Genomic DNA, 22,243 nt, shown 5'->3' with positions numbered 1-22,243 from the left:
CCGCCCCGTCGCATCCCCAGGAAATGCCGCATGACTTCGCACGACCCGTCCACGCCCGATAACCCTTCCGACCAATTCGCCCGGCATGCTGCCGACGGCTACACCCGCATCCCGGTGGTGCGCGAGGTGTTTTCCGACCTCGACACCCCGCTGTCGGTGTACCTGAAACTCGCCGACGGCCCGCACACCTACCTGTTCGAATCGGTCGAGGGCGGCGAGCGCTTTGGCCGCTACTCGATCATCGGCCTGCCGGCGACCCGCGTGTACGCCTTCGCCGGCCATACCCTGTACGTCACCGAGCACGGCGAGCTGGTCGAGGCGCGCGAGGTCGCCGACCCGTTCGCCGAGGTCGAGCGCCTGCGCACGCAGTACTCGGTGCCGAAGATCGACGGCCTGCCGGGATTCACCGGCGGCCTGGTCGGCTGGTTCGGCTTCGAATGCATCCAGTACATCGAGCCACGCCTGGCCGGTTCGCAGCCCGGCGACGCCCGGATGCTCGACGGCGCTCCCGTGGACAGCGGCCCGGTGGACGAGCTCGGCACCCCCGACATCCTGCTGATGCTGAGCGAGGAGATCGCGGTGTTCGACAACCTCAAGGGCCGGCTGTACCTGATCGTCCATGCCGACCCGGGTGAACCGCAGGCCCATGCACGTGCCAACCGCCGGCTGGACCAGTTGGTCCATCGCCTGCGCAGCAGTGGCGCGACCTACCCGGAAACCCTGGACCCCAATGGCCTGGACGAGGCCGATTTCGTCTCCGGCTTCACCCGCGACGGCTTCATCAAGGCGGTCGAGAAGTCCAAGCAATACATTCGCGACGGCGACATCTTCCAAGTGGTGCTGAGCCAACGCCTGAGCGTGCCGTTCAAGGCCCGGCCGGTGGATGTCTACCGGGCGTTGAGGGCGCTGAATCCGTCGCCGTACATGTACTTCCTGGATGTCGGCGACATGCAGGTGGTCGGCTCCTCGCCGGAGATACTGGTGCGCCTGCAGTACGACACCGCCGGGCAGGGCAAGGTCACTGTGCGCCCGATCGCCGGCACCCGCCCGCGTGGTGCGACGCCGGCCGAGGACGACGCGCTGGAAGCCGAGCTGCTGGCCGACCCGAAGGAGCGCGCCGAGCACCTGATGCTGATCGACCTGGGACGCAACGATGTCGGCAAGGTCAGCCAGCCGGGCACGGTCGAGGTCGGCGAGCAGTTCGTTATCGAACGTTACAGCCACGTCATGCACATCGTCAGCGAGGTCACCGGCACCTTGAAGCCGGGTCTCAGCTACGCCGACGTGCTGCGCGCGACCTTCCCGGCCGGCACGGTGTCCGGCGCGCCGAAGATCCGGGCGCTTGAGGTGATCCGCGAGCTGGAGCCGATCAAGCGCAATGTCTATGCCGGCAGCATCGGCTACCTGGGCTGGCACGGCGATGCCGACACCGCCATCGCGATCCGCACCGCGGTGATCCAGGACGGCAAGCTGCACGTGCAGGCCGGCGCCGGCATCGTGCACGACTCCGATCCGCAGAAGGAATGGGAAGAGACCATGAGCAAGGGCCGGGCATTGTTCCGCGCGGTGGCCGAAGCGGCGCGAGGGCTTTGACGTGCTGCTGATGATCGACAACTACGACAGCTTCACCTGGAACATCGTGCAGTACCTGCAAACGCTGGGGGCCGAGGTCAAGGTGATCCGCAATGACGAGCTGTCGGTGCCGCAGATCGCGGCGCTGGCGCCGGAGCGCATCGTGATCTCGCCGGGGCCCTGCACGCCCAATGAGGCCGGAGTGTCGGTCGATCTGATCCGCCAGTTGGGCCCGCGTACGCCGATCCTGGGTGTGTGCCTGGGCCACCAGGCCCTGGGCCAGTGTTACGGCGGCGACGTGGTGCGTGCGAAGACGATCATGCACGGCAAGACCTCGCGCATCCGGCACGAGGGCAAGGGCGTGTTCGCCGGCCTGCCGGATGCCTACGAAGCCACCCGATATCACTCACTGGTGGTCTCGCGCGAGACATTGCCGGCCTGTCTTGAGATCACCGCCTGGACCGACCATGCGGACGGCAGCTTTGATGAAATCATGGGCCTGCGCCACCGTGAGCATCCGGTCGAGGGCGTGCAGTTCCATCCCGAGTCGATCCTGACCGAACACGGACACGCGTTGTTGAAGAATTTCCTGGAGCGTTGAGAGTCATGCCGATTACCCCACAAGAAGCCCTGCAACGCGTGATCGAGCACCGCGAAATCTTCCATGACGAGATGGTCGACCTGATGCGCATGATCATGCGTGGGGAGGTGTCGCCACTGATGACCGCGGCGATCATCACCGGGCTGCGGGTGAAGAAGGAAACCGTCGGCGAGATCGCCGGTGCCGCGCAGGTAATGCGTGAGTTCGCGCTGCCGGTCGAGGTCGCCGACCGCACCCACCTGATCGACATCGTCGGCACCGGCGGCGACGGTGCCAACACCTTCAACATCTCCACCGCCAGCAGCTTCGTGATCGCCGCCGCCGGTGGCCGGGTCGCCAAGCATGGGGGCCGCAGCGTGTCGTCCAAGTCCGGCAGCGCGGATGCGTTTGAAGCCCTGGGCGCGGCGATCGAGTTGCAGCCCGCGCAGGTGGCGCAATGCATCGAGCGCACCGGCATCGGCTTCATGTACGCACCGCTGCACCACCCGGCGATGAAGGTGGTCGCGCCGGTGCGCCGCGAGATGGGCGTGCGTACCTTGTTCAACATCCTCGGCCCGCTGACCAACCCGGCCAACGCCCCGAATATCTTGATGGGCGTGTTCCACCCCGACCTGGTCGGCATCCAGGTTCGGGTATTGAAGAAGATGGGCGCGCAGCGCGCACTGGTGGTGTGGGGCCGTGACGGCATGGACGAGCTGTCACTCGGCGCCGGCTCGCTGGTGGGCGAATTGCGCGATGGTGAGGTGCGCGAGTACGAGGTGCACCCGGAGGATTACGGCATCGCGATGGCGGCCAGCCGCAACCTGCAGGTCGCCAACCCGACCGAGTCGAAGGACATGTTGTTGCAGGCGCTGGACAGCGTCGATGGCCTGCCGCGTGAAATCGTCGCCCTGAACGCCGGCGCGGCGCTGTACGTGGCCGGCGTCGCCGAGAGCATCAGCGACGGCATCGGGCTGGCGCGAAACGCGATCGCCACCGGCGCCGCGCGCGCCAAACTGGACGAGTTCGTGACCACTACCCGCGAACTCGCGGGACAGTAAGATCGCATCGTCATGACGGGAGCCAGCAACAAGCAATGACCGACATCCTGCAAAAAATCCTCGCCCGCAAGCATGAGGAGATCCGCCAGCGCAGCCAGATCCGCACGCTCGACAGCGTCCGCGCCCGCGCCGGCAACCAGCCGCCGACGCGTGGCTTCGTCGATGCGATCCGGCGCAAGCACGCGGCGGGGGAGGCGGCGGTGATCGCCGAGGTCAAGAAAGCCAGCCCGTCCAAGGGCCTGATCCGCAAGGATTTTGATCCCGCTGCGATCGCCCGCAGCTACGAAGCCGGCGGTGCTGCGTGTTTGTCCGTCCTCACCGACGTCGATTTCTTCCAGGGCAGCAACCGCTACCTCGGCGAGGCCCGTGACGCCTGCGCCCTGCCGGTGCTGCGCAAGGACTTCATCGTCGACCCGTACCAGGTCTATGAAGCGCGCATGATCGGCGCCGACTGCATCCTGCTGATCGTCGCCGCGCTGGAGGACGGGCCGCTGGTGGAGATGGCCAACCTCGCCCACGAGCTGGACATGGACGTGCTGGTCGAAGTCCACGACATCGACGAGCTGGAGCGTGCGCTGCAGGCCGACTGCGAGTTGATCGGCGTCAACAACCGCGACCTGCGCACCTTCGAGGTGTCGCTCGACACCTCGCTGCAACTGAAGGACGTGGTGCCGCCGGACCGCACCATGGTCACCGAGAGCGGCATCGCCAGCCGCGACGACGTGGCGCGGTTGCGTGGCGCCGACATCCACACCTTCCTGATCGGCGAGTCGTTCATGCGCGAGCGCGACCCGGGTGCGGCCCTGCAGCGGATGTTCGCGCCGTGACCCTCGCCGGTCCCGCGCCGCACGCCGCGACTCCCGGCGGCCGCGAGGACGCGCCACTGGTGGTGTTCGATTTCGACCACACGCTCTACGACGGGGATTCCGGCGGCCATCTGTTCCGCTGGCTGATCATGCGCGACTGGTGGCGGATCGCCTTGGCGGCGCTGATCGCACCGGTGTTCGGGCCGATGGTCGCGCTGCTGCCAACGCGCCGGGTCGGGATTTCCGGCTTTGTCTGGGCCGGCACGGTCGGCCTGCACCGGCGCCGGGACCTCGACATGGAAATCGATCGTTACGTCCAGATCCATGCCGCCCAACTCCAGGCGCGGCTGTTGCCGGTCGCGCTGGAGGTATTGCAGGCGCACCGCACGGCGGGTGACGAGGTGGTGATTGCCACGGGTGCGCCGCCGGAGCTGGCCCGCGCGATCCTCGCCTTCGTCGCCCAGCAAGACCTGCCGGTGGTCGGCACCCTGGTCGGTCCGCGACTGGGAGGCATCGGTGCCAAGCGCCATTGCCATGCGGAAATGAAGATGACGATGCTGCGCGAGGCGGGGTTTACCGCGCCCGTGGCGATCGCCTATTCCGACAGCAGCGCCGACCTGCCACTGCTCAAGGCCGCGCAAAAGCCCGTCGTGGTGAATCCCAAGCAGAGCCGGGTGGCCATGTTCCGCCGGGTGCTACCGGCCGGTACGCCGATCCTCAACTGGGGTTGCGTGGATCGCGGCGGCGATCCGGTTCCGGCGCGCGACGCGGCGTTGCCGTAAGGCCGGCGTCAGCGCGTGCCGTACAGGACCACGGTCTTGCCGCGCGCGTGTAATTTGCCGTCGATCTGCAGCTTCTTCAGCACCCGGCCGGCCATCTCGCGCGAGCAACCCACCAGGCGCGAAAGCTCTTGGCGGGACACCCGCAGTTGGGTACCGTCGGGGTGGGTCATCGCCTCGGGTTCCTTCGCCAGGTCGTGCAGGGCGCGGACGATGCGGTCGGTGACGTCCAGGAATGCCAGGCTGCCGGCCTTTCGGCTGGTATCGAGCAAACGCTGGGAGATCTGTGAGGCGATCGCGTACAACAGTTTTGGCGCGTCGGGAGCCAGGCGTGACAGCAGCAGGTCGTAGACGCGCTCGTGGCCGATTTCCGCGAGCTCGCAGGGCGTGCGGGTGCGCAGGATCACCTCGCGTTGATCGCTCTCGACGAACAATCCCAGCTCACCAACGAACTCGCCGGGACCAAAGTACCCCAGCACCAATTCGCGGTCGTCGTCTTCCTCGGTGATGATGCTGACCGAGCCGGAGACGATGTAATACAGCGTGCTGGCCGGGTCACCGGGACGGAATACATCCGTTCGTGACGGATAGCGTCGGCGGTGGCAGTGGGCGAGGAAGCGTTCGATGGTCGCGCCATCGGGAGTCAACGGGCTATGGGTTCGGCGCAATGCAGTCACAGGGTCTACCGGGTTGGCTGACATGTCAGTGGGGTTCAGGTTATCAACCGGAGCTTAGGATGAACTGGCGCTAAGTAGCAAACCTTGACCCAGATTGGCATCTCGGCCGGTGAATCGGGGCTGGTTGTCGGGCCCGCTGCGTTTTCAACGCGGGGACAATTGCCGCATAATCCGCCGTTCCTGTCGTGTCCGGGTCATGCATAGTGGTCAAGCCGTTGCCGCGCCTGAGGTTGCAGGGTTTCAACAACCTCACCAAAGCGCTCTCGTTCAACATCTATGACGTCAGTTTTGCCGCCTCCGAGGAGGAACGGCAACGCTACATCGAGTACATCGACGAGGAGTACAACGCCGATCGCCTGACCCAGATCCTGACGGATGTGGCGGACATCATCGGTGCCAACATCCTCAACATCGCGCGCCAGGACTACGATCCTCAGGGCGCGTCGGTGACGATCCTGATCTCCGAGGAGCCGGTGGTCGACAAGTCCGATGCCAAGGGCGTGATCTCCGAGGCGGTGGTCGCGCACATGGACAAGTCGCACATCACCGTGCACACGTATCCGGAGACGCATCCCGACAACGGCATCGCGACCTTCCGTGCCGACATCGACGTGGCGACCTGCGGGGTGATCTCGCCGCTGAAGGCGTTGAACTACCTGATCGAGAGTCTGGAGTCGGACATCGTGGTGATGGACTACCGCGTGCGTGGCTTCACCCGCGACATCAAGGGCAAGAAGCACTACATCGACCACCGGATCAATTCGATCCAGGACTACCTGGCCAAGAACATCAAGTCGCGCTACGAGATGCTCGACGTGAATGTCTATCAGGAAAACATCTTCCACACCAAGATGCACCTGAAGGACTTCGACCTGGACCAGTACCTGTTCGAGGAGAAGGCGCGCAACCTGTCATTCAAGGAGCGCATGAAGATCGAGGCGAGGCTCAAGCGCGAGATCGAGGAGCTGTACCACGGGCGCAACCTGGTCGACTGATCGGGTCGCCAAGGCCTCAGGCAACACACGCGAAGCGCCGGCAACCCCGGCGCTTCTGCTTTCCGGGACTCCAGTGGCCAGCCAAAGCAACAGGGGTTGCGGGGACGGAAGCGGGCCCGCGCAGGCATTGCTCCAGCCTCCGTCGGCGCAATCCTGCGCCGAGTCGGCCGCCGGCCATCCATGGCCGGCTGTTACGCAATACCTGCACGGGCCCGCTTCCTCCGTAGCAATCTGGGAGGCTGCGGGTGCGCCTTACACCCGGTAGGCGATCGTCTTCATCACCTTGGATGCCGCGGCCATGATGCTCGGGATCGGCGGCGGCAGGACTCGCGCACCGGCGGCTTCGGCGTTGTCGGCGTGGCGGGCTTCGTCGGCCTTCATCACCTCCAGGATGGCGCGGCTGCGGGCGTCTTCAGGCGGCAGCGATTGCAGGTGCTCGTCGATATGCGCCTCGACCTGGCGCTCGGTCTCGACAACGAACCCCAGGTTCCAGCCATCGCCGCGCAAGCCGGCCAATACGCCGATGGCGTAGCTGCCGCCGTACCACACCGGGTTGAGCAGGCTGGGACGATCGTCGAGTTCGCGCAGACGGTCGCCGCACCAGGCCAGGTGGTCGGTTTCTTCCTGCGCCGCTTCCAGCAGGTGCGCCCGCGTGGCCGGATCGCGGGCCACGGCCGCCTGGCCGCAATACAGCGCCTGCGCGCAGACCTCGCCGACGTGGTTGACCCGCATCAGCCCGGCGGCATGGCGACGCTGGGCGTCGTCCAGCACGACTTCGGGGTCGTTTGCGCCCGGGTTGGGCCGCATCGCCGGCGGTGCGCCGAACACGGTTTCCAGCGCGCGCTGGGCGTCGTCGATAAAGCGATCAATGGCGGTCAGGCGGCGTGCGTTCATGCGGTCGATTCCGGTGGGCGGGCTGTGGTGGGTTTTTGCCCGTCATTCCCGCGAACGAGGGAATCCATGGACGTTAGCCCATTGAGTGCAAAGTCCATGGATCCCCGCCTGCGCGGGGATGACAGTTCTTGTTGTGAATGATGGGGACTGGACTCCCGCCTTCGCGGGGATGACGGATGAAAGTTTCTTGCGGGACATCACACTAGTGGACTGAGGTCGTGGCATCGCCCGGAATAACCAACGCGTCGGCCAGGAACGCCAACGGATGCTGCACCTCCAGTGCGGTGCCGCCGGCCAGGTGCAGCCGGCAGCCGATGTTGGCGCTGAGCAGACGCGTGGCACCACTGGCGGCCAATTGGGCCAGCAGCGGCTGGCGGTACGACTCGGCGCGTTCGGGGTCGGTCAGCATCTGGCTGCCGGCCGCGCCGCAACAGCCGTAGCCGGCGTCGAGCTCGACCACCACCAGCCCCGGCACCCGGGCCAGCAGGCGTCGCAGCGCGGGCACGGTGCCGACCACGTTGCGCTGGGTGCAGGGCAGGTGCAGGCCGATGCGTTCGTGGCGCTCGGCAAACGTCAACCGTTCCCGGTGCTCGTCCAGGAACGCCAGTGCATCCACGGCCGCCCCGTCCAGCGCGCCGGCCACCGATTCGTGGCAGCCGCTGGCGAGGGTCAGTACCTGCCGGTAGCCGGCGAAGGCGGTGTGGTTGATCGCCGACAGTCGCGACGCCTGGGCGAGATTGCCGGCGTGGGCATGGATCGCGCCGCAGCACGTCTGTCCCGCAGGCGTCACCAGTTCGATCGACAGCGCCGCGCATAGTCGGCCCAGCGCGGCACGGACATCCGCTTCATACGCATTGGCAACACAGCCGACGAACACGGCGACAGGAGCGTGGGCGCCGGGGTGTTGGCGATCTCCGCGACCAGGTCCAGGCTCGAGCCATCCGGCAGCCGCATGTCGGTCAGGCACAGGCCGTACTGGTTGCGTGCCAGCTGGGTCATCGGTCGGCGAGGCGGCGGACGTCGTGGTGGGTGGATTGGTGACGGATGGATTGGGGCGCGGCGGACGCGGCAATGCCCGCAGCCCGTTCGGAAGCAGGGTATAGATGCGCCGATACATGCCGAGCAGCCCGGTCAGCAGGCGCGGTCGTGCGGTGAGCGCTTCCAGCAGGCGCTGCACCAGGCCGCTGCCGCGTCGCTGGCGCTGGCGTCCGCGCGCGGTGACCAGCAACGCGCCATACTCCACGCCCGCCGGGCACACCGCTTCGCAGGCGCGGCACGCCAGGCAGTGGTCAAGATGGTCGTCGCCGGTCGCGCCCGGCTCGATGGTTTCCAGCGACCAGGCGCGTACCAGGGCGATCCGGCCGCGCGGGGATTCCGTCTCCAGCCGGTCGCGTGCATAGGTGGGGCAAACCGGTAGGCACAGCCCGCATTGCACGCAACGGTCGGCCAACGCTACCAACGGGTCGAGAGCAGGCGGACGGTTGGCAGCGAGCATGAGGGCGATGCTAACATGGGCGGTTCGGCGACTTGCGGTGCGCCGCCGATCCCGCTATCATTCCGCCTCTTTCGTTCCGCACTTCGGTGCGAGGCGAGAATTCCGCACTCCAACGCGTGGCGAAATTCCGGAGCTGTCGTTGACCGCTTATGCAGTCGACCGCCGGAATCAGCCCGACCAGGTACCCATAGATATAGCCATGAAGACCTTCACCGCCAAGAACGAGACCGTCCAGCGCGACTGGTACCTGGTCGACGCCGCCGGCAAGACCCTCGGCCGCCTGTCCGCCGAACTGGCCCACCGCCTGCGCGGCAAGCACAAGCCCGTGTACACCCCGCACGTCGATACCGGCGACTACCTGGTAGTCATCAACGCCGAGAAGATCGTGGTCACCGGCAACAAGCTGGCCGACAAGAAGTACCACCGGTTCACCGGCTACATCGGCAACCTGAAGACCGAGACCCTCGCCCAGGCGCTTGAGCGCCATCCCGAGCGCGTCATCGAGATCGCGGTCAAGGGCATGCTGCCGAAGAATCCCCTCGGCCGCGCCATGTACCGCAAGCTCAAGGTCTATGCAGGCCCCGAGCATCCGCACACCGCCCAGCAGCCGCAGCCGCTGGATATCTAAGGGCACCGATATGGCAATCCAGCAGAATTACGGCACCGGCCGCCGCAAGTCCTCCACCGCCCGCGTGTACCTGCGCAAGGGCGAGGGCACCATCACCATCAACAAGCGCACGATCGAGGAGTTCTTCGGTCGTGAGACGGCCCGCATGATCGTGCGCCAGCCGCTCGAGCTGACCCAGTCGACCGACAAGTTCGACGTCAACGTCACCGTTGCCGGCGGCGGCACCACCGGCCAGGCCGGCGCGATCCGCCTGGGCATCTCCCGTGCGCTGGTCGAGTACGACGAGTCGTTGAAGTCCGAATTGCGCAAGGCCGGTTTCATGACCCGCGATGCACGCGAAGTCGAGCGCAAGAAGGTCGGTCTGCACAAGGCCCGCCGTGCGACCCAGTTCTCCAAGCGCTAATTTTTAGCGTTACAATCTGCTTCATAGCCCCGTCGCCAAGCGGTAAGGCATCTGCCTCTGACGCAGACATTCGGTGGTTCGAATCCATCCGGGGCTGCCATACCATCAAGAAACCCGCCTTTGCCGGCGGGTTTTTTGTTGCCCGGTGAAGGCGGTTACAATTGAAACCATCGCGCGCAGGCGCTGCACTCAAGGAGATCCCGATGAAGCTTGGTTCGCTGAAAGAAGGCGGTCGTGACGGCACCCTGGTGGTGGTATCGCGCGATCTCAAGCACGCGGTTCGCGCGGCCGGAATTGCCGACACCCTGCAGCGCGCCCTGGAGGACTGGAGCAACATCGCCCCGCGCCTGAACGCGCTGTCGGAGGCGTTGAACGCCGGCAATGCCGAGGGCGCGTTCGAGTTGGACACAGCCCAGTTGGCGGCGCCGATGCCGCGCGCCTACGAGTTCGTCGATGGCAGCGCCTACCTGCCGCACGTGGAGCGCGTGCGCCGGGCGCGCGGTGCTCAGGTGCCGGAGAGCTTCTACACCGACCCGCTGATGTACCAGGGCGTGAGCGCCGGCTTCCTCGGCCCGCGCGATCCGGTGCGGGTTCCCAGCGAGGAACACGGCATCGACCTGGAAGCCGAACTGGTGGTGGTCACCGACGACGTCCCGATGGCGGTGACGCCGGAGCAGGCGGCCGGGCACATCCAGTTGGTCGGACTGATCAATGACGTCTCGCTGCGCAACCTGATCCCGGGTGAACTGGCCAAGGGCTTCGGCTTCCTGCAATCCAAGCCGCGCTCGACGCTGAGCCCGGTGCTGGTGACCCCCGACGAGCTGGGAGACAACTGGCGCGACAGCAAGCTGCATTTGCCGATGCTGACCCACGTCAACGGCAAGTGGTTCGGTGCCCCTTTGGCCGGCGTCGACATGCAGTTCAACTTCGGCCAGTTGATCGCCCATGCGGCCCGGACACGGCCATTGTGCGCCGGTGCGATTATCGGCTCGGGCACCATCGCCAACGAGGACACCAGCCTGGGCGCATCATGTTTTGCCGAGCTGCGCACGGTGGAGACCTTGCGCGATGGCAAGCCGACTACGCCCTTCATGAGCTACGGTGATACGGTTCGCATCGAGATGCTGGATGCCGACGGGAACAGCATCTTCGGTGCGATCGATCAACGTATCGAGCGCTACGAAGGCTGACCGACGGTCGCGCGCCGGTTCTTTCGGCCGGTGCGCAGTCACCAGCGCGGACTCAACCGAGGCGCACCAGCAGGGATGTCGACGATGCGGGGTAGGGAAGAGATGGCGGATCAACTACAGCTGTATTCCTATTGGCGCTCCAGCGCAGCCTATCGCGTGCGCATCGGCCTGAACCTCAAGGGCCTCGCGTACGAGACCGTACCGGTGCATCTGGTTCGCGATGGCGGGCAGCAGCACGCGGACAGCTACCGTCAGCTGAACCCGCAAGAGCTGGTGCCGGTGTTGAAGCACGGCGACCGCGTCCTGCGCCAGTCGGTCGCGATCCTGGAGTATCTCGACGAGACCTGGCCGACCCCGGCCTTGTTGCCCGCCGGCAGCCGCGACCGCCAACGCGTGCGCGCGATCGCCCAAGCGGTGGCCTGCGATATCCATCCGCTCAACAACCTGCGGGTACTGCAGTACTTCGACCGGACCTGGAACGTGCCGCCACCCGAGCGCGATGAGTGGGTAAGGCACTGGGTCGTCGACGGATTTGCCGCGATCGAGGCCATGCTGAATGACCATCCCGCCACCGGTGAGTTCTGCGAGGGCGACATCCCCGGCATGGCCGATTGCTGCCTGATCCCGCAGGTCTACAACGCGCGGCGTTTCGGCGTGGACGTCAGCCGGTTCCCCACCATCGCCCGGATCGACCGCGCCTGCCTGGCGTTACCCGCATTCGACCAGGCGCGTCCGGAATTGCAGCCCGACGCCCCGCAGCCGAACTGAGCCGGCGGCGGCCGGCAGCAGCAACACCACCCCGTCACTCCAAGGCCCCTGCAGTTCCAAGGTTCCGTCACTCCTGCAACTGCCGTCATTCCCGCGAAAGCGGGAACCTAGTGACTTCAAGCCGCTGAAAGGCAGAGGCGCTGGGTTCCCGCTTTCGCGGGAATGACGGGGGCTTTGGAATGACGGCAGTTGCAGGGATGACGACGATTCACGGGGATGACGACCCGCCGGGATGACGGCCCGTCGGCACGCCCACCAGTCACGGAGATAACGGCAGCTATGCCGCCCCCCTAGCTGGAAAACACCTCGGCGTACGGGTCGTGTTCCTCGCCAGCGCCTTCCGACAGGCGGAACTTCAGCGCCAGGCCATCGCGTGAATCGGCCGCCTGCAGCGCTTCCTCCATGTCGATCAGGCCCGACTTCTGCAGCCGGAACAGGCACTGGTCGAAGCTTTCCATGCCGGCCTCCAGCGACTCCTCCATCGCCTGCTTGATCTCGTGGACCTGGCCGCGACGCATCAGGTCGCGGATGTGCGGCGTGTTGATCAGCACCTCGGCCGCGGGCAACCGGCGTCCATCGGTGCCGATCACCAGCCGCTGCGAAACCACGGCCTTGAGGTTCAGGGACAGGTTCATCAGCACGTTCTTGTGCGCACCCTCGGGGAAGAAGTTGAGGATGCGCTCGATGGTCTGGTCGGCATTGTTGGAGTGCAGCGTGGCCAGGCACAGATGCCCCGTCTCCGCGAAGGAGATCGCCGCCTCCATGGTGGTCTGGTCGAGGATCTCGCCGATCAGGATCACATCGGGCGCCTCACGCATCGCGTTTTTCAGTGCGCTCTGGAAATCATGGGTATCCAGGCCTACCTCGCGCTGGTTGACCAGTGAGCGCTTGTGCCGGTGCAGGTACTCGATCGGATCCTCGATGGTGAGGATATGACCGGAGACGTTGCTGTTGCGGTGGTCGATCATCGACGCCAGCGTGGTCGACTTGCCCGAGCCGGTGGAACCTACGATCAGCACCAGCCCACGTGGCTCCAGGATGATGTTCTTGAGCACCTGCGGCAGCTGCAGCTCCTCGATCGACGGGATCACGCTGCGGATCGCGCGGATCACCATGCCAACCTCGCCGCGCTGCTTGAACACGTTGATGCGGAAACGGCCCGTGTCGGGCAATGCATAGGCCATGTTCAGCTCCAGCTCGCGCTCGAACTGGGGCACCTGGCCCTCGCCCATCAGCGAGTAGGCGATCTTCTTGACCAGCCCCGGCGGCAAGCCGGTATTGCCCAACGGATGCAGCCGGCCTTCGATCTTGATGTACACCGGCGCGCCGGTGCTCAAGAACATGTCCGACGCATTTTTCTCCGTCATCAGCTTCAGGAAATAGCCGATGTCCATGCACGCACTCCCCGTTTACCTGGCGTATTGTTGCATCCCACGCGCAGGCCTGATCACAATGACCCGCGACAGACTATTGCCACGGCCCCCATATGCATCCCAGCTTCGCACAAATCCGCCCCCTGCTACTGGGCACAGTTCTCGCTTGTGCACTTGGCGCATGCGTGACCTTGCCTCCACCGACCGCCGAACTCAATAGCGCCCAGCAAGCGGTGGTGCGCGCCGCCGGTGCCGACGCCGACCAGTACGCCGATGAACAGCTGGCGCTGGCCCGCGAAGGATTATCCCGGGCCCAGCGTGCCATGGCCGAGGGCAAGCACGATGTCGCCCGCGCACTGGCCCTGGCGTCGCAGTCCGACGCGGATCTGGCGTACGCGCTGAGCCGCGAGGCCTTGGCGAACACCGAGCTGGCCCAGCGCCAGGCCGAAGTCGATCGCTTGCGGCAGCGTGTTGAAGGAGGCCGTGGCCAATGAAACTGCAGACATCCGTGCTGATTACCGCCCTTGCGCTCGCCGCCGGCCTGGCCATCGTGCCGGCCCACGCCCAGGACACCGAGGTCGCCCAGTTGAGCCAGCAGTTGGCCAGTCTCGATGCCGATCCGGACACCGCCTCGTTGGCGGCGTACGAGCGGTTGCAGGCGCGACAGGCCATCGAAACGCTCGCCAACGCCCGAAGCAGCCAAGCCGATGGCGCTCGTTACGTCGCCCAGCGACGGGTGCGGATTGCCGAGGTGGCGGCGAGCACCGCGGCGATGGAGCAGCAGATCCGCCAACTCGATCGTGAGCGCAGCGAACTGCTGGTCGAGGCCAGCCGTCGCGATGCAGCCCAGGCCCGAGCCGAGGCCGAGCGCCTGCGCGTCATGACCCAGATCCAGGCCGAAGAAGCCGCCCGCCTGCGCCAGCAAACCGTCAGCGACGCCGACGCCATGGCGGACGTCGAATCCGCGTTGAAAGACGTGGCCGGCGCCCAGGCAGCCCGACTCAAGGCAGCCCGAGCACGCGAGGCCGAACTGGCTCGCCAGGAAGCGGCCTTGATGGGCGAACAACCGGAAGACGACCAATAGGGAAGGCCTGATGTCTTGAGGTTCCCGCCCCTCACATCGTCATCCCCGCCCCCATCGTCGTTCCCGCCTCCATCGTCGTTCCGCCCCACATCGTCGTTCCACCCCACCCCGTCATCCCCGCGAAGGCGGGGATCCATGGACTTTGACCGTCAAGCATTAACGTCCATGGATTCCCGCCTTCGCGGGAATGACGGTGCATAACTGAGACCGCTTCCGCACTGCATAGCCTTCCACGATATTGTCAAAATATCGTTATTCATCAATCACTTGGTTAGGTGAAGGCGTGCGGTGGCACGGTTTCCCGGTGTCGCGGCAGGCCAGTGGCCGCATTCAGTAATTTGCGCCGCCACTGCACCTCCAAATGACCCTTGCCGAGCTTCCGGGGCTGGAGTAGGGTCAGTTATCCAGGCAGCGGCTTCCCCGCCTGCGATGAGCCCCGCAAATGAAGCAGATTCCCGATCCAGACAGCGCAACGGCATACAGAGCCGCCGCCGTCTGTGTGATCCCGCAACACCCCATGACGCCTCGGCCACCCGGCCGGGGCGTTTGTTCATGTGATGATGAAGGAGGCTTCAATGTTCGATGACCAAGCGCAGCCGGAAATAGAGGCATTGATCAACGCCAACCCCGAATTCAAGCAGCTCTACCAGCGCCACAAGAAGCTCGACAAGAAGGTGATGGACGCCGAACTGGGCGTATCGGCGGTCGATGACGTCACTCTGACCCAGATGAAGCGGGAGAAGCTTGCGGCCAAAGATCGGCTCAGTCGGATGTACGCCTCCCAATAAGCAACAAGGTTGTATCGGGCCGTGGGCGATGGTGGCCATCCTCGTCGGTCGCCATCGCCCGCATCCCTTAGAATCACTGGTGTCTGCCGCATCCGACGGCGCCAGGGTTCTTTTCCCGCATGTCCATCTCCACCTCCGTACTCGACCTGGTCGGCAACACCCCGATCGTCAAGGCCCAGAATCTCGACACCGGCGTCTGCGAGCTGTACTTCAAGCTTGAATCGCAGAATCCAGGCGGCTCCATCAAGGATCGCATCGGCCTGCAGATGATCGACGCCGCGCAGGCCCGCGGCGATATCAAGCCCGGCGACACCCTGGTGGAAGGCACCGCCGGCAATACCGGCCTGGGCTTGGCGCTGGTGGCCCGGCAGCGCGGCTACAAGCTGATCCTGGTCGTGCCCGACAAGATGAGCCGGGAAAAAATCTTCAACCTCAAGGCAATGGGTGCGCAGGTCGTGCTGACCCGCTCCGACGTGGCCAAGGGCCACCCGGATTACTACCAAGACCTGGCCGAGCGGCTCGCGCGCGAGACCCCGGGCGCCTACTTCATCAACCAGTTCGGCAACCCCGACAACCCGGCCGCACACGAGCAGGGCACCGGGCCGGAGATCCTCGCCCAGATGGCGGAGGTTGGCGGCCTGGACGCGGTGGTGTTCGGCTGCGGCAGCTCCGGCACCATGACCGGCCTGTCGCGCTGCTTCGCCGAAAAATCCCCCGATACCGAGTTGATCCTGGCCGATCCGGTCGGCTCGATCCTGGCCGAGTACATCAACGAAGGCACCCTGAGCGACAAGTCCGCCAGCTGGATGGTCGAGGGCATCGGCGAGGACTTCCTGCCGTCCATCTCTGACTTCAGCCGGGTCACCAAGGCGTATGCGATCAGCGACAAGGAGAGCTTCCTGACCGCGCGCATGCTGCTTGAGACCGAAGGCATCCTGGCGGGCTCATCCACCGGCACCCAGTTGGCCGCCGCGCTGAAGTACTGCCACGAGCAGACCACTCCGAAACGGGTATTGGTGCTGGTCTGCGACACCGGCAACAAGTACCTGTCGAAGATGTACAACGACTACTGGATGCTCGACAACGGCTTCCTGGAGCGCGAGCAGCACGGCGACCTGCGTGACCTGATCGTGCGCCCGTTCTCCCAGCGCGACACCGTGGTGGTCGGCCCCGACGATCTGCTGGTCACCGCCTACCAGCGCATGAAGCTGTACGACGTCAGCCAATTGCCGGTGATGGCCGAGGACCAGCTGGTCGGCATCATCGACGAGTCCGATGCCCTGCTGCACGTCTACGGCGACGAGGCCCGCTTCCGTGATCCGGTCTCCACCGCGATGGTCAGCAAGCTCGACACGATCGACATGCGCGCACCGATCGAGTCATTGCTGCCGGTGTTCGACCGCGGCCACGTGGCGATCATTGCCGACGGCGAGCACTTCCTCGGCCTGATCACCCGGATCGACCTGCTGAACCACTTGCGACGGCGGGTGGAGTGAGCCCGGGCAGGTTCAGCTTTGGGCCGCCCCGGCCAATGCTAAACTTGCTGGTCGCGTATCACCGTCCAACGAGCACCCCACCATGAGCGAAAACACCTCTGGCGATCCCGGCCGCAAGCATGGCCTGGGCACCCTGGCCATCCATGCCGGCCAGTCTCCCGACCCCAGCACCGGCGCGGTGATGACGCCGATCTACCAGACCTCGACCTACGTGCAGTCCAGCCCGGGCGTGCACCAGGGCTTCGAGTACACCCGCAGCCACAACCCGACCCGGTTCGCCTACGAGCGCTGTGTTGCCGCGCTGGAGTCGGGCACCCGCGGGTTTGCGTTCGCTTCCGGCATGGCCGCGACCTCGACCATCCTGGAGCTGCTGGATTCCGGCAGCCACGTGATCGCGATGGACGATGTCTACGGCGGCAGCTACCGCCTGTTCGAGCGTGTCCGCCGCCGCAGCGCCGGCCTCGATTTCAGCTGGATCGACCTGTCCGATGCGGCTGCGTTCGAGGCCGCAATCCGGCCCGAGACCAAAATGGTCTGGATCGAGACCCCGACCAACCCGCTGCTGAAGCTGGTCGATGTCGCCCAGATCGCCGCGATCGCCCGCAAGCGCGGACTGATCGTGGTGGTCGACAACACCTTTTCCTCGCCGATTCTGCAACGCCCGATCGAGCTGGGCGCGCACATCGTCATGCATTCGGCGACCAAGTACCTCAACGGCCACTCCGACATGGTTGGCGGCATCGCGGTGGTTGGCGATGATGCAGAACTGGCCGAGCAGATGGCGTTCCTGCAGAACTCCATCGGTGCGGTACAAGGCCCATTCGACAGCTTCCTCGCGCTACGCGGTCTGAAGACCCTGCACCTGCGGATGAAGGCGCACTGCGAGAACGCGCAAGTGCTGGCGGAATGGTTGGAAGGCCACCCGGCGATCGAGAAAGTGCTTTATCCGGGACTCAAGTCGCACCCGCAGCATGAGCTTGCCAAGCAGCAGATGGACGGTTTCGGCGGCATGGTGTCGATCTACCTCAAGGGCGGCGTCGACGCGGCGATGCGGTTCTGCGAGCGGACGAACCTGTTTGCGCTGGCCGAGTCACTGGGCGGCGTGGAGAGCCTGGTGAATCATCCGGCGATCATGACCCATGCCAGCGTGCCGGTGGAACGGCGGGCTGAGCTGGGGGTTAGCGACAATCTGGTGCGGCTGAGTGTGGGGGTCGAAGCCCATGCCGATCTGCGCTATGACCTGAACACGGCGCTCGAGACCCTCTAATGACCCGTTCAAATCGGATTGCGGTCGGCGGAAAGGTCGGCAGCGGTGGGATGGTGGCCAGCCTGATAGCCGGCTTCAAGTCTCCGTCATTCTGGGCGTACTCCAGCTGGCTGGACTTGGTCACCCGCTACCGTGGGTCCTTGCTTGGATTGGCTTGGCTGTGTCTCCCCACCCTCATCTTCGTGGTCCTGCTCGGCAACGTATATTCCCGGTTGATGGGTCATGACATAGAGGTGTACATGCCGTACCTGGCCACCGGTTACGTGGTTTGGCGGTTCATGTTGCAAGTGATCAACGATTCCGCCGGCGCCTTCCATTCACACAAGGCGTTCATCATGGATGGCCGGGTGCGTTTAACAGATTTTCTGTTGCGATCGTTTGCAAAGGCTGGCCTGCAGTTGCTTTTCGGCATGCTGGTGGTCATCGGCGTGGTGTTATGGTTCCAGTCGTGGGGTGGTTTGGCGTCGATCGCGACCATTGCCGTGACCATGCCGCTTCTACTCTTGAATCTGTTCTGGGTTTCCGTCTGCGTCGGGCTGGTCGGCGCTCGCTTTCCGGATACCCGCGACGCCATCGGAACAGTGCTGGTGGCCGGCTTCCTGCTCACGCCGATCCTGTGGATGATTGACCGCTTCCCACCGGATTCCCTCCGTGGGTTTTTGGCCCGGTTAAACCCTGCGTATCACATGATCGAGATCGTGCGCGCGCCGATGCTGGGGAAGATGCCCGAACAGGTTTCCATCATCACCGCGCTGGTGATGCCCGTGTTTGGTTGGATACTGGCCAGTTGGCTATATCGGCGCTATGCGCGATTCGTGCCGTTGTGGGTTTAAGGACATGCCAGTGAGCGCCAATATCTCGGTACGGAACTTGTCGTTGAAGGTTCCAAACTATATTCAACGTACGCCGACTGCTTCGGGCTGGGTGAGGGAAATACTTGCGGAGGCCTTCGTGCGGTCTTCGCGCGAGTATCGGACCATCCTCGACGGCATCGCATTCGACTTGAAAGATGGTGACCGGGTCGCGATCCTTGGCCGCAACGGTGCGGGCAAAACCACCCTGCTGCGCGTGCTCAGCGGCGCATTCCAGCCAACAGAGGGTGTCCTGAGGGTGGAGGGGACGCGTCAGGCCCTGCTCAACCTCAACCTGGGCTTCAATGCGAACGCAACCGTCCGTGAGAATATTTACCTGCGCGGCACGGCGATGGGCATGCAACTGTCAGCGATGACGGACTTGGTAGACTCGATCCTGGAGTTCGCGGAGCTGGGGGGCGTGGCGCAGCACCGCCTGCTGACGCTGTCGTCGGGACAGCGGATGCGGCTTGGTTTTGCCATCTCTACCTCGATACAGCACGACATCATGCTGATGGACGAGTGGTTCGGCGCCGGTGATGCCGGCTTCGTCAACAAGGCACGCGCGCGGCTGTCGGATCGCGTCGATGGCTGCAGGATCATGGTCCTGGCCAGCCACAGCCTCCAGACAGTGCGCAAGACCTGCTCGCTGGGGCTGGTGCTTGATGGCGGTCGTCAAGTCTTTCTTGGCCCGGTCGAGGACGCCATCAACACCTATAAAGCGATCTACCAATCACTGCCGGGTTATGTGCCTAGACGCGACAAGGAGCCGGTCGCCAAGCCAGCAAAGAAACCTGCGCGGAGTCGGAAGGCGAAGGTTTCGAAGTGATGGGCCGATTAGCGTGCTCGCTCGACGGAGTTGCCGGTAGGCAGCCCATGAGCGTTCTCCTTGCCGCCTATGAGTTTCCCCCGTCGCCTTCGCCGCAATCGCTGCGCTGGGCTTATCTATGTCGCGAGATGGTTGTTGCCGGAGCGGAAGTGACGGTAATCGCTCCGCGCCTGGGGGCGCTCGGGCATGGCTTGCCCGACTATTCCGGGTGTTATGTGCAGCGAACCTTTCCTGGCCCGTTCATGGGTGTGGTGGGCTGGTTGCGCAGGTTATCGAAAGTGCCGGTGTCTGTGGCTGCCACGGAAGCGTCGCCGGGTGGCGACCGTATCGAATCCTCCCCGGGGCCCGTCACTTTGAACTGGAAGGGTAGGCTGGTCGAATGCATGCAGGCGTTGCCGGGCGTAATCCTGTTTCCCGATATCCGGGCGGAATGGAATCCTTGGGCGCGACGCGCAGTACGCCGCCGACTAATGCAAGGTGGTATCGATGTACTGGTCACCTCACACGAACCGGCGAGCGTATTGGCGCTGGGACGGGAGGCGCGCCGTGCCGGGGTGAAATGGGTTGTTGACCTGGGTGACCCGATTCACGCCTCCTACACGCCCCGCCGGTGGCAGCGCCGGGCTTTCGATCTCGAGCGAGAGGTGTGCCGGCACGCCGATCATGTCACCGTGACCACCGAGGCCACCCGGGAGTTGCTGGCGAGACGCCATGGTGTTGCGCCTAACCGGATCAGCGTGGTCACCCAGGGCTTTGACCAGCGGCAAGGGGCGGCTCCGAGCAGGCCGGAAAATGGAGGCCGACTGGAACTGCTTTATACGGGTAGCCTATATAGTTTTCGTCGGCCAGAGGTACTGCTTGAGGCCGTAGCAGGAACCCCCGGCGTGCGCCTGTCGATTGCGTCACGACAAACGCCCGAAGACCTACTGAAGTGGGCGCGTCAACATCCGCAAAGCGTCCGTCTGCTGGGATCACTACCGCACCAGTCTGTGCTGGAACTCCAGCGTCGGGCCGACGTCTTGGTCGACCTTGGTAACGAGCAGGTTGAACAAGTGCCAGGGAAGTTTTACGAGTATCTCGGCGCCATGAAGCCCATCCTGTATATTGGCCCGCCGGATTCGTCCGCCGCCACGTACCTGACAGGCATCCGGCGCGGCTGGGTGCGCGATGCAGATATAGGGAGCGTATCGAGCCTGTTGGAACACCTCGTCGGATTGAAAGCGGCGGGACAGCTCGAGGCCGGCCTCGAGCTGGGGCCATCGACGGTCTCGGAACACAGCTGGCAGTTTCTATCGACAAAGATGCTGGGGATACTCTGTGCCGTTACAGGAAGGGTGCCCTCGGGCTCTCTGGATTGACTCCAGAACACGCTCAACCAAGTTTCGCAACAGGAAATATTGCATGAATCAGCAAATTGACACCATCGGAACCAAGCGCCAGGACGGCCACAACACCCTCGCGGTGATCGGCTTGGGTTACATCGGGTTGCCAACCGCAGCGATGTTCGCCTCGACCGGCATCGACGTCACCGGGGTGGACATCAGCCCCAAGGCAGTAGCCGCAGTCAACGCCGGTACCGCGCACATTGAAGAAGGCGAGCTTGACGAGCTGGTGGGCCGTTGCGTGGCGGCCGGCCGACTGCGTGCGACCACGTCCCCGGTAGTGGCGGACAACTTCATTATCGCGGTGCCGACGCCGGTGGGGCACGATGCCAACCACTCCCCCGACGTCGCTTACGTGCGTTCGGCCGGCGAGTCGATCGCACCAGTGCTGAAGAAGGGCGACCTGGTCATCCTGGAGTCGACTTCCCCGGTCGGAACCACGGGCATGTTGGCCGATCTGCTAGCCCGTGCGCGCCCGGATCTGAGCTTCCCACAGCAAGTGGGCGACGAAGCCGACGTATGCGTAGCCTATTGTCCCGAGCGCATTATTCCGGGCCGCATGTTGCAGGAGTTGGTCGAGAACGATCGCATCATCGGTGGCATGACGCCGCGCTGTTCGGAGCGGGCGGCGGACCTGTACAAGGTGTTCGTGCGCGGTACCTGCCATATCAGCGATGATCGCACCGCCGAGATGGTGAAGCTGACTGAAAACGCGTTTCGTGACGTCAATATCGCGTTCGCCAACGAGTTGTCGATGATCTGCTCGGATCTCGACCTGGACCCATGGAAGGTCATTGAGTTCGCCAACCGGCATCCGCGCGTGAATATCCTCAACCCGGGCCCTGGCGTGGGCGGACATTGCATTGCCGTTGATCCTTGGTTCATCGTCGCCAGCGCGCCCGAACGGGCTCGCCTGATTCGCATGACCCGCGAAATCAACGATGGCAAGACCGACTTCGTCATCGCGCAGGTCGAGCAGGCAATGACTGAACTGCCGGATGCCAAGGTAGCCTGCCTGGGCTTGGCCTACAAACCGGACGTGGACGATTTCCGCGAGAGCCCGGCGTTTTCCATCGCCGCTCGCCTCAGCGCTCGTCATGGTGCACGCGTGTTATGCAGCGATCCATATGCCGACGCTTTGGCCGAGGATGTCCGGAAAAAGGCAGCACTGAACATGGTGCCGCCGGAACAAGCCTTGGCGGACGCGGAGATCATCGTGCTGCTGGTGGCTCATACTGCGTTTCGCGCGCTCCCGCGCCCCCAAGGGAAGCGTGTGCTGGATACCGTCGGCTACTGGCGCTGACGGTCCCACCTGGCAACGTGCA

At 64.7% G+C, this 22,243-nt stretch carries 22 protein-coding genes, 1 tRNA gene and 2 pseudogenes; 20 read left to right on the top strand and 5 right to left on the bottom strand.

Annotation, left to right across the window (positions count from 1 at the left end):
* Nucleotides 1-30 precede the first annotated feature (30 nt).
* From trpE to ACW5DN_RS09620, 5 genes are read left to right on the top strand one after another with little or no spacing between them, the layout of a single operon-like run.
* Nucleotides 31-1,593, top strand: a complete 1,563-nt coding sequence (gene trpE, locus ACW5DN_RS09640) for an anthranilate synthase component I (protein ID WP_456962463.1) — start codon at nt 31-33, stop codon at nt 1,591-1,593.
* Nucleotide 1,594: 1 nt separating this feature from the next.
* The gene (locus tag ACW5DN_RS09635; RefSeq protein WP_456962462.1) at nt 1,595-2,173 is read left to right on the top strand and encodes an anthranilate synthase component II; all 579 of its coding nucleotides are present in this window, start codon (nt 1,595-1,597) and stop codon (nt 2,171-2,173) included.
* Nucleotides 2,174-2,178: 5 nt separating this feature from the next.
* The gene (trpD, locus tag ACW5DN_RS09630) at nt 2,179-3,213 is read left to right on the top strand and encodes an anthranilate phosphoribosyltransferase (protein WP_456962461.1); all 1,035 of its coding nucleotides are present in this window, start codon (nt 2,179-2,181) and stop codon (nt 3,211-3,213) included.
* 35 nt (nt 3,214-3,248) lie between these two features.
* Nucleotides 3,249-4,040: an indole-3-glycerol phosphate synthase TrpC gene (trpC, locus tag ACW5DN_RS09625; protein ID WP_456962460.1), complete on the top strand. Its 792-nt coding sequence runs from the start codon at nt 3,249-3,251 to the stop codon at nt 4,038-4,040.
* Complete coding sequence (locus ACW5DN_RS09620; protein ID WP_456962459.1) at nt 4,037-4,801, top strand: haloacid dehalogenase-like hydrolase; 765 nt, start codon at nt 4,037-4,039, stop codon at nt 4,799-4,801. Before trpC ends, ACW5DN_RS09620 begins: the two co-directional genes overlap by 4 nt.
* 8 nt (nt 4,802-4,809) lie before the next feature.
* Here the strand turns inward: ACW5DN_RS09620 and crp are convergent, their stop codons facing one another.
* Nucleotides 4,810-5,499 carry a cAMP-activated global transcriptional regulator CRP gene (gene crp / locus ACW5DN_RS09615; protein WP_456962458.1) on the bottom strand — a complete coding sequence of 230 codons (690 nt, stop codon included), beginning with the start codon at nt 5,497-5,499 and terminating at the stop codon, nt 4,810-4,812.
* A 179-nt stretch (nt 5,500-5,678) separates the two neighbouring features.
* On the opposite strand from crp, the gene speD reads away from it, so the two are divergent.
* Nucleotides 5,679-6,470, top strand: a complete 792-nt coding sequence (speD, locus tag ACW5DN_RS09610) for an adenosylmethionine decarboxylase (RefSeq protein ID WP_456963025.1) — start codon at nt 5,679-5,681, stop codon at nt 6,468-6,470.
* 252 nt (nt 6,471-6,722) lie between these two features.
* Here speD and coq7 read toward each other — a convergent pair whose 3' ends face one another.
* The 3 genes and pseudogenes from coq7 to ACW5DN_RS09595 form a co-directional block, all read right to left on the bottom strand.
* Nucleotides 6,723-7,364 (bottom strand): 2-polyprenyl-3-methyl-6-methoxy-1,4-benzoquinone monooxygenase, encoded by a 642-nt coding sequence (gene coq7 / locus ACW5DN_RS09605; RefSeq protein ID WP_456962457.1) that lies wholly within the window; start codon nt 7,362-7,364, stop codon nt 6,723-6,725.
* A gap of 202 nt (nt 7,365-7,566) precedes the next feature.
* Nucleotides 7,567-8,235, bottom strand: a pseudogene (locus ACW5DN_RS09600) ((Fe-S)-binding protein); the annotation flags it as partial.
* A gap of 381 nt (nt 8,236-8,616) precedes the next feature.
* Nucleotides 8,617-8,859: pseudogene (locus ACW5DN_RS09595) on the bottom strand (4Fe-4S dicluster domain-containing protein); the annotation flags it as partial.
* A gap of 199 nt (nt 8,860-9,058) precedes the next feature.
* On the opposite strand from ACW5DN_RS09595, the gene rplM reads away from it, so the two are divergent.
* The 5 genes from rplM (at nt 9,059) to maiA (ending at nt 11,848) form a co-directional block, all read left to right on the top strand.
* The gene (rplM, locus tag ACW5DN_RS09590; protein ID WP_456962456.1) at nt 9,059-9,487 is read left to right on the top strand and encodes a 50S ribosomal protein L13; all 429 of its coding nucleotides are present in this window, start codon (nt 9,059-9,061) and stop codon (nt 9,485-9,487) included.
* Between the two features lie 10 nt (nt 9,488-9,497).
* Entirely contained in the window at nt 9,498-9,890 is a 393-nt protein-coding gene (gene rpsI / locus ACW5DN_RS09585) for a 30S ribosomal protein S9 (RefSeq protein ID WP_456962455.1), read from the top strand.
* A 25-nt stretch (nt 9,891-9,915) separates the two neighbouring features.
* A tRNA-Gln gene (locus tag ACW5DN_RS09580) sits at nt 9,916-9,990 on the top strand.
* A gap of 103 nt (nt 9,991-10,093) precedes the next feature.
* On the top strand, nt 10,094-11,080 hold the full coding sequence (locus ACW5DN_RS09575) for a fumarylacetoacetate hydrolase family protein (protein WP_456962453.1): 987 nt from the start codon (nt 10,094-10,096) through the stop codon (nt 11,078-11,080).
* Between the two features lie 102 nt (nt 11,081-11,182).
* On the top strand, nt 11,183-11,848 hold the full coding sequence (gene maiA / locus ACW5DN_RS09570) for a maleylacetoacetate isomerase (protein WP_456962452.1): 666 nt from the start codon (nt 11,183-11,185) through the stop codon (nt 11,846-11,848).
* Nucleotides 11,849-12,138: 290 nt separating this feature from the next.
* Here maiA and ACW5DN_RS09565 read toward each other — a convergent pair whose 3' ends face one another.
* Nucleotides 12,139-13,242: a PilT/PilU family type 4a pilus ATPase gene (locus tag ACW5DN_RS09565; protein ID WP_456962451.1), complete on the bottom strand. Its 1,104-nt coding sequence runs from the start codon at nt 13,240-13,242 to the stop codon at nt 12,139-12,141.
* Nucleotides 13,243-13,406: 164 nt separating this feature from the next.
* Here ACW5DN_RS09565 and ACW5DN_RS09560 point away from each other — a divergent pair, with 164 nt between their 5' ends.
* The 9 genes from ACW5DN_RS09560 to wecC all read left to right on the top strand — a co-directional run bounded on the left by ACW5DN_RS09560 (nt 13,407) and on the right by wecC (nt 22,221).
* The gene (locus ACW5DN_RS09560; protein WP_456962450.1) at nt 13,407-13,715 is read left to right on the top strand and encodes a DUF4398 domain-containing protein; all 309 of its coding nucleotides are present in this window, start codon (nt 13,407-13,409) and stop codon (nt 13,713-13,715) included.
* Complete coding sequence (locus tag ACW5DN_RS09555; protein ID WP_456962449.1) at nt 13,712-14,305, top strand: hypothetical protein; 594 nt, start codon at nt 13,712-13,714, stop codon at nt 14,303-14,305. The genes ACW5DN_RS09560 and ACW5DN_RS09555 overlap by 4 nt, the downstream gene beginning before the upstream one ends.
* Nucleotides 14,306-14,880: 575 nt before the next feature.
* Nucleotides 14,881-15,093 (top strand): YdcH family protein, encoded by a 213-nt coding sequence (locus ACW5DN_RS09550; protein ID WP_456962448.1) that lies wholly within the window; start codon nt 14,881-14,883, stop codon nt 15,091-15,093.
* 119 nt (nt 15,094-15,212) lie between these two features.
* Nucleotides 15,213-16,589 (top strand): pyridoxal-phosphate dependent enzyme, encoded by a 1,377-nt coding sequence (locus tag ACW5DN_RS09545; protein ID WP_456962447.1) that lies wholly within the window; start codon nt 15,213-15,215, stop codon nt 16,587-16,589.
* Between the two features lie 82 nt (nt 16,590-16,671).
* A complete protein-coding gene (locus tag ACW5DN_RS09540) occupies nt 16,672-17,856 on the top strand; it encodes a cystathionine gamma-synthase (protein ID WP_456962446.1) in 1,185 nt (394 codons plus the stop codon).
* On the top strand, nt 17,856-18,689 hold the full coding sequence (locus tag ACW5DN_RS09535) for an ABC transporter permease (protein ID WP_456962445.1): 834 nt from the start codon (nt 17,856-17,858) through the stop codon (nt 18,687-18,689). Before ACW5DN_RS09540 ends, ACW5DN_RS09535 begins: the two co-directional genes overlap by 1 nt.
* Nucleotides 18,690-18,699: 10 nt before the next feature.
* Nucleotides 18,700-19,536 carry an ABC transporter ATP-binding protein gene (locus tag ACW5DN_RS09530; RefSeq protein ID WP_456962444.1) on the top strand — a complete coding sequence of 279 codons (837 nt, stop codon included), beginning with the start codon at nt 18,700-18,702 and terminating at the stop codon, nt 19,534-19,536.
* Between the two features lie 47 nt (nt 19,537-19,583).
* Nucleotides 19,584-20,894: a glycosyltransferase gene (locus ACW5DN_RS09525; protein WP_456962443.1), complete on the top strand. Its 1,311-nt coding sequence runs from the start codon at nt 19,584-19,586 to the stop codon at nt 20,892-20,894.
* 43 nt (nt 20,895-20,937) lie between these two features.
* The gene (gene wecC, locus ACW5DN_RS09520; protein WP_456962442.1) at nt 20,938-22,221 is read left to right on the top strand and encodes a UDP-N-acetyl-D-mannosamine dehydrogenase; all 1,284 of its coding nucleotides are present in this window, start codon (nt 20,938-20,940) and stop codon (nt 22,219-22,221) included.
* Nucleotides 22,222-22,243: the final 22 nt, after the last annotated feature.

The organism is Lysobacter sp. A289, assembly GCF_054072675.1.
The sequence above is the reverse complement of the archived record's forward strand: the minus strand, read 5'-3'. Positions and strand labels throughout refer to the sequence as shown.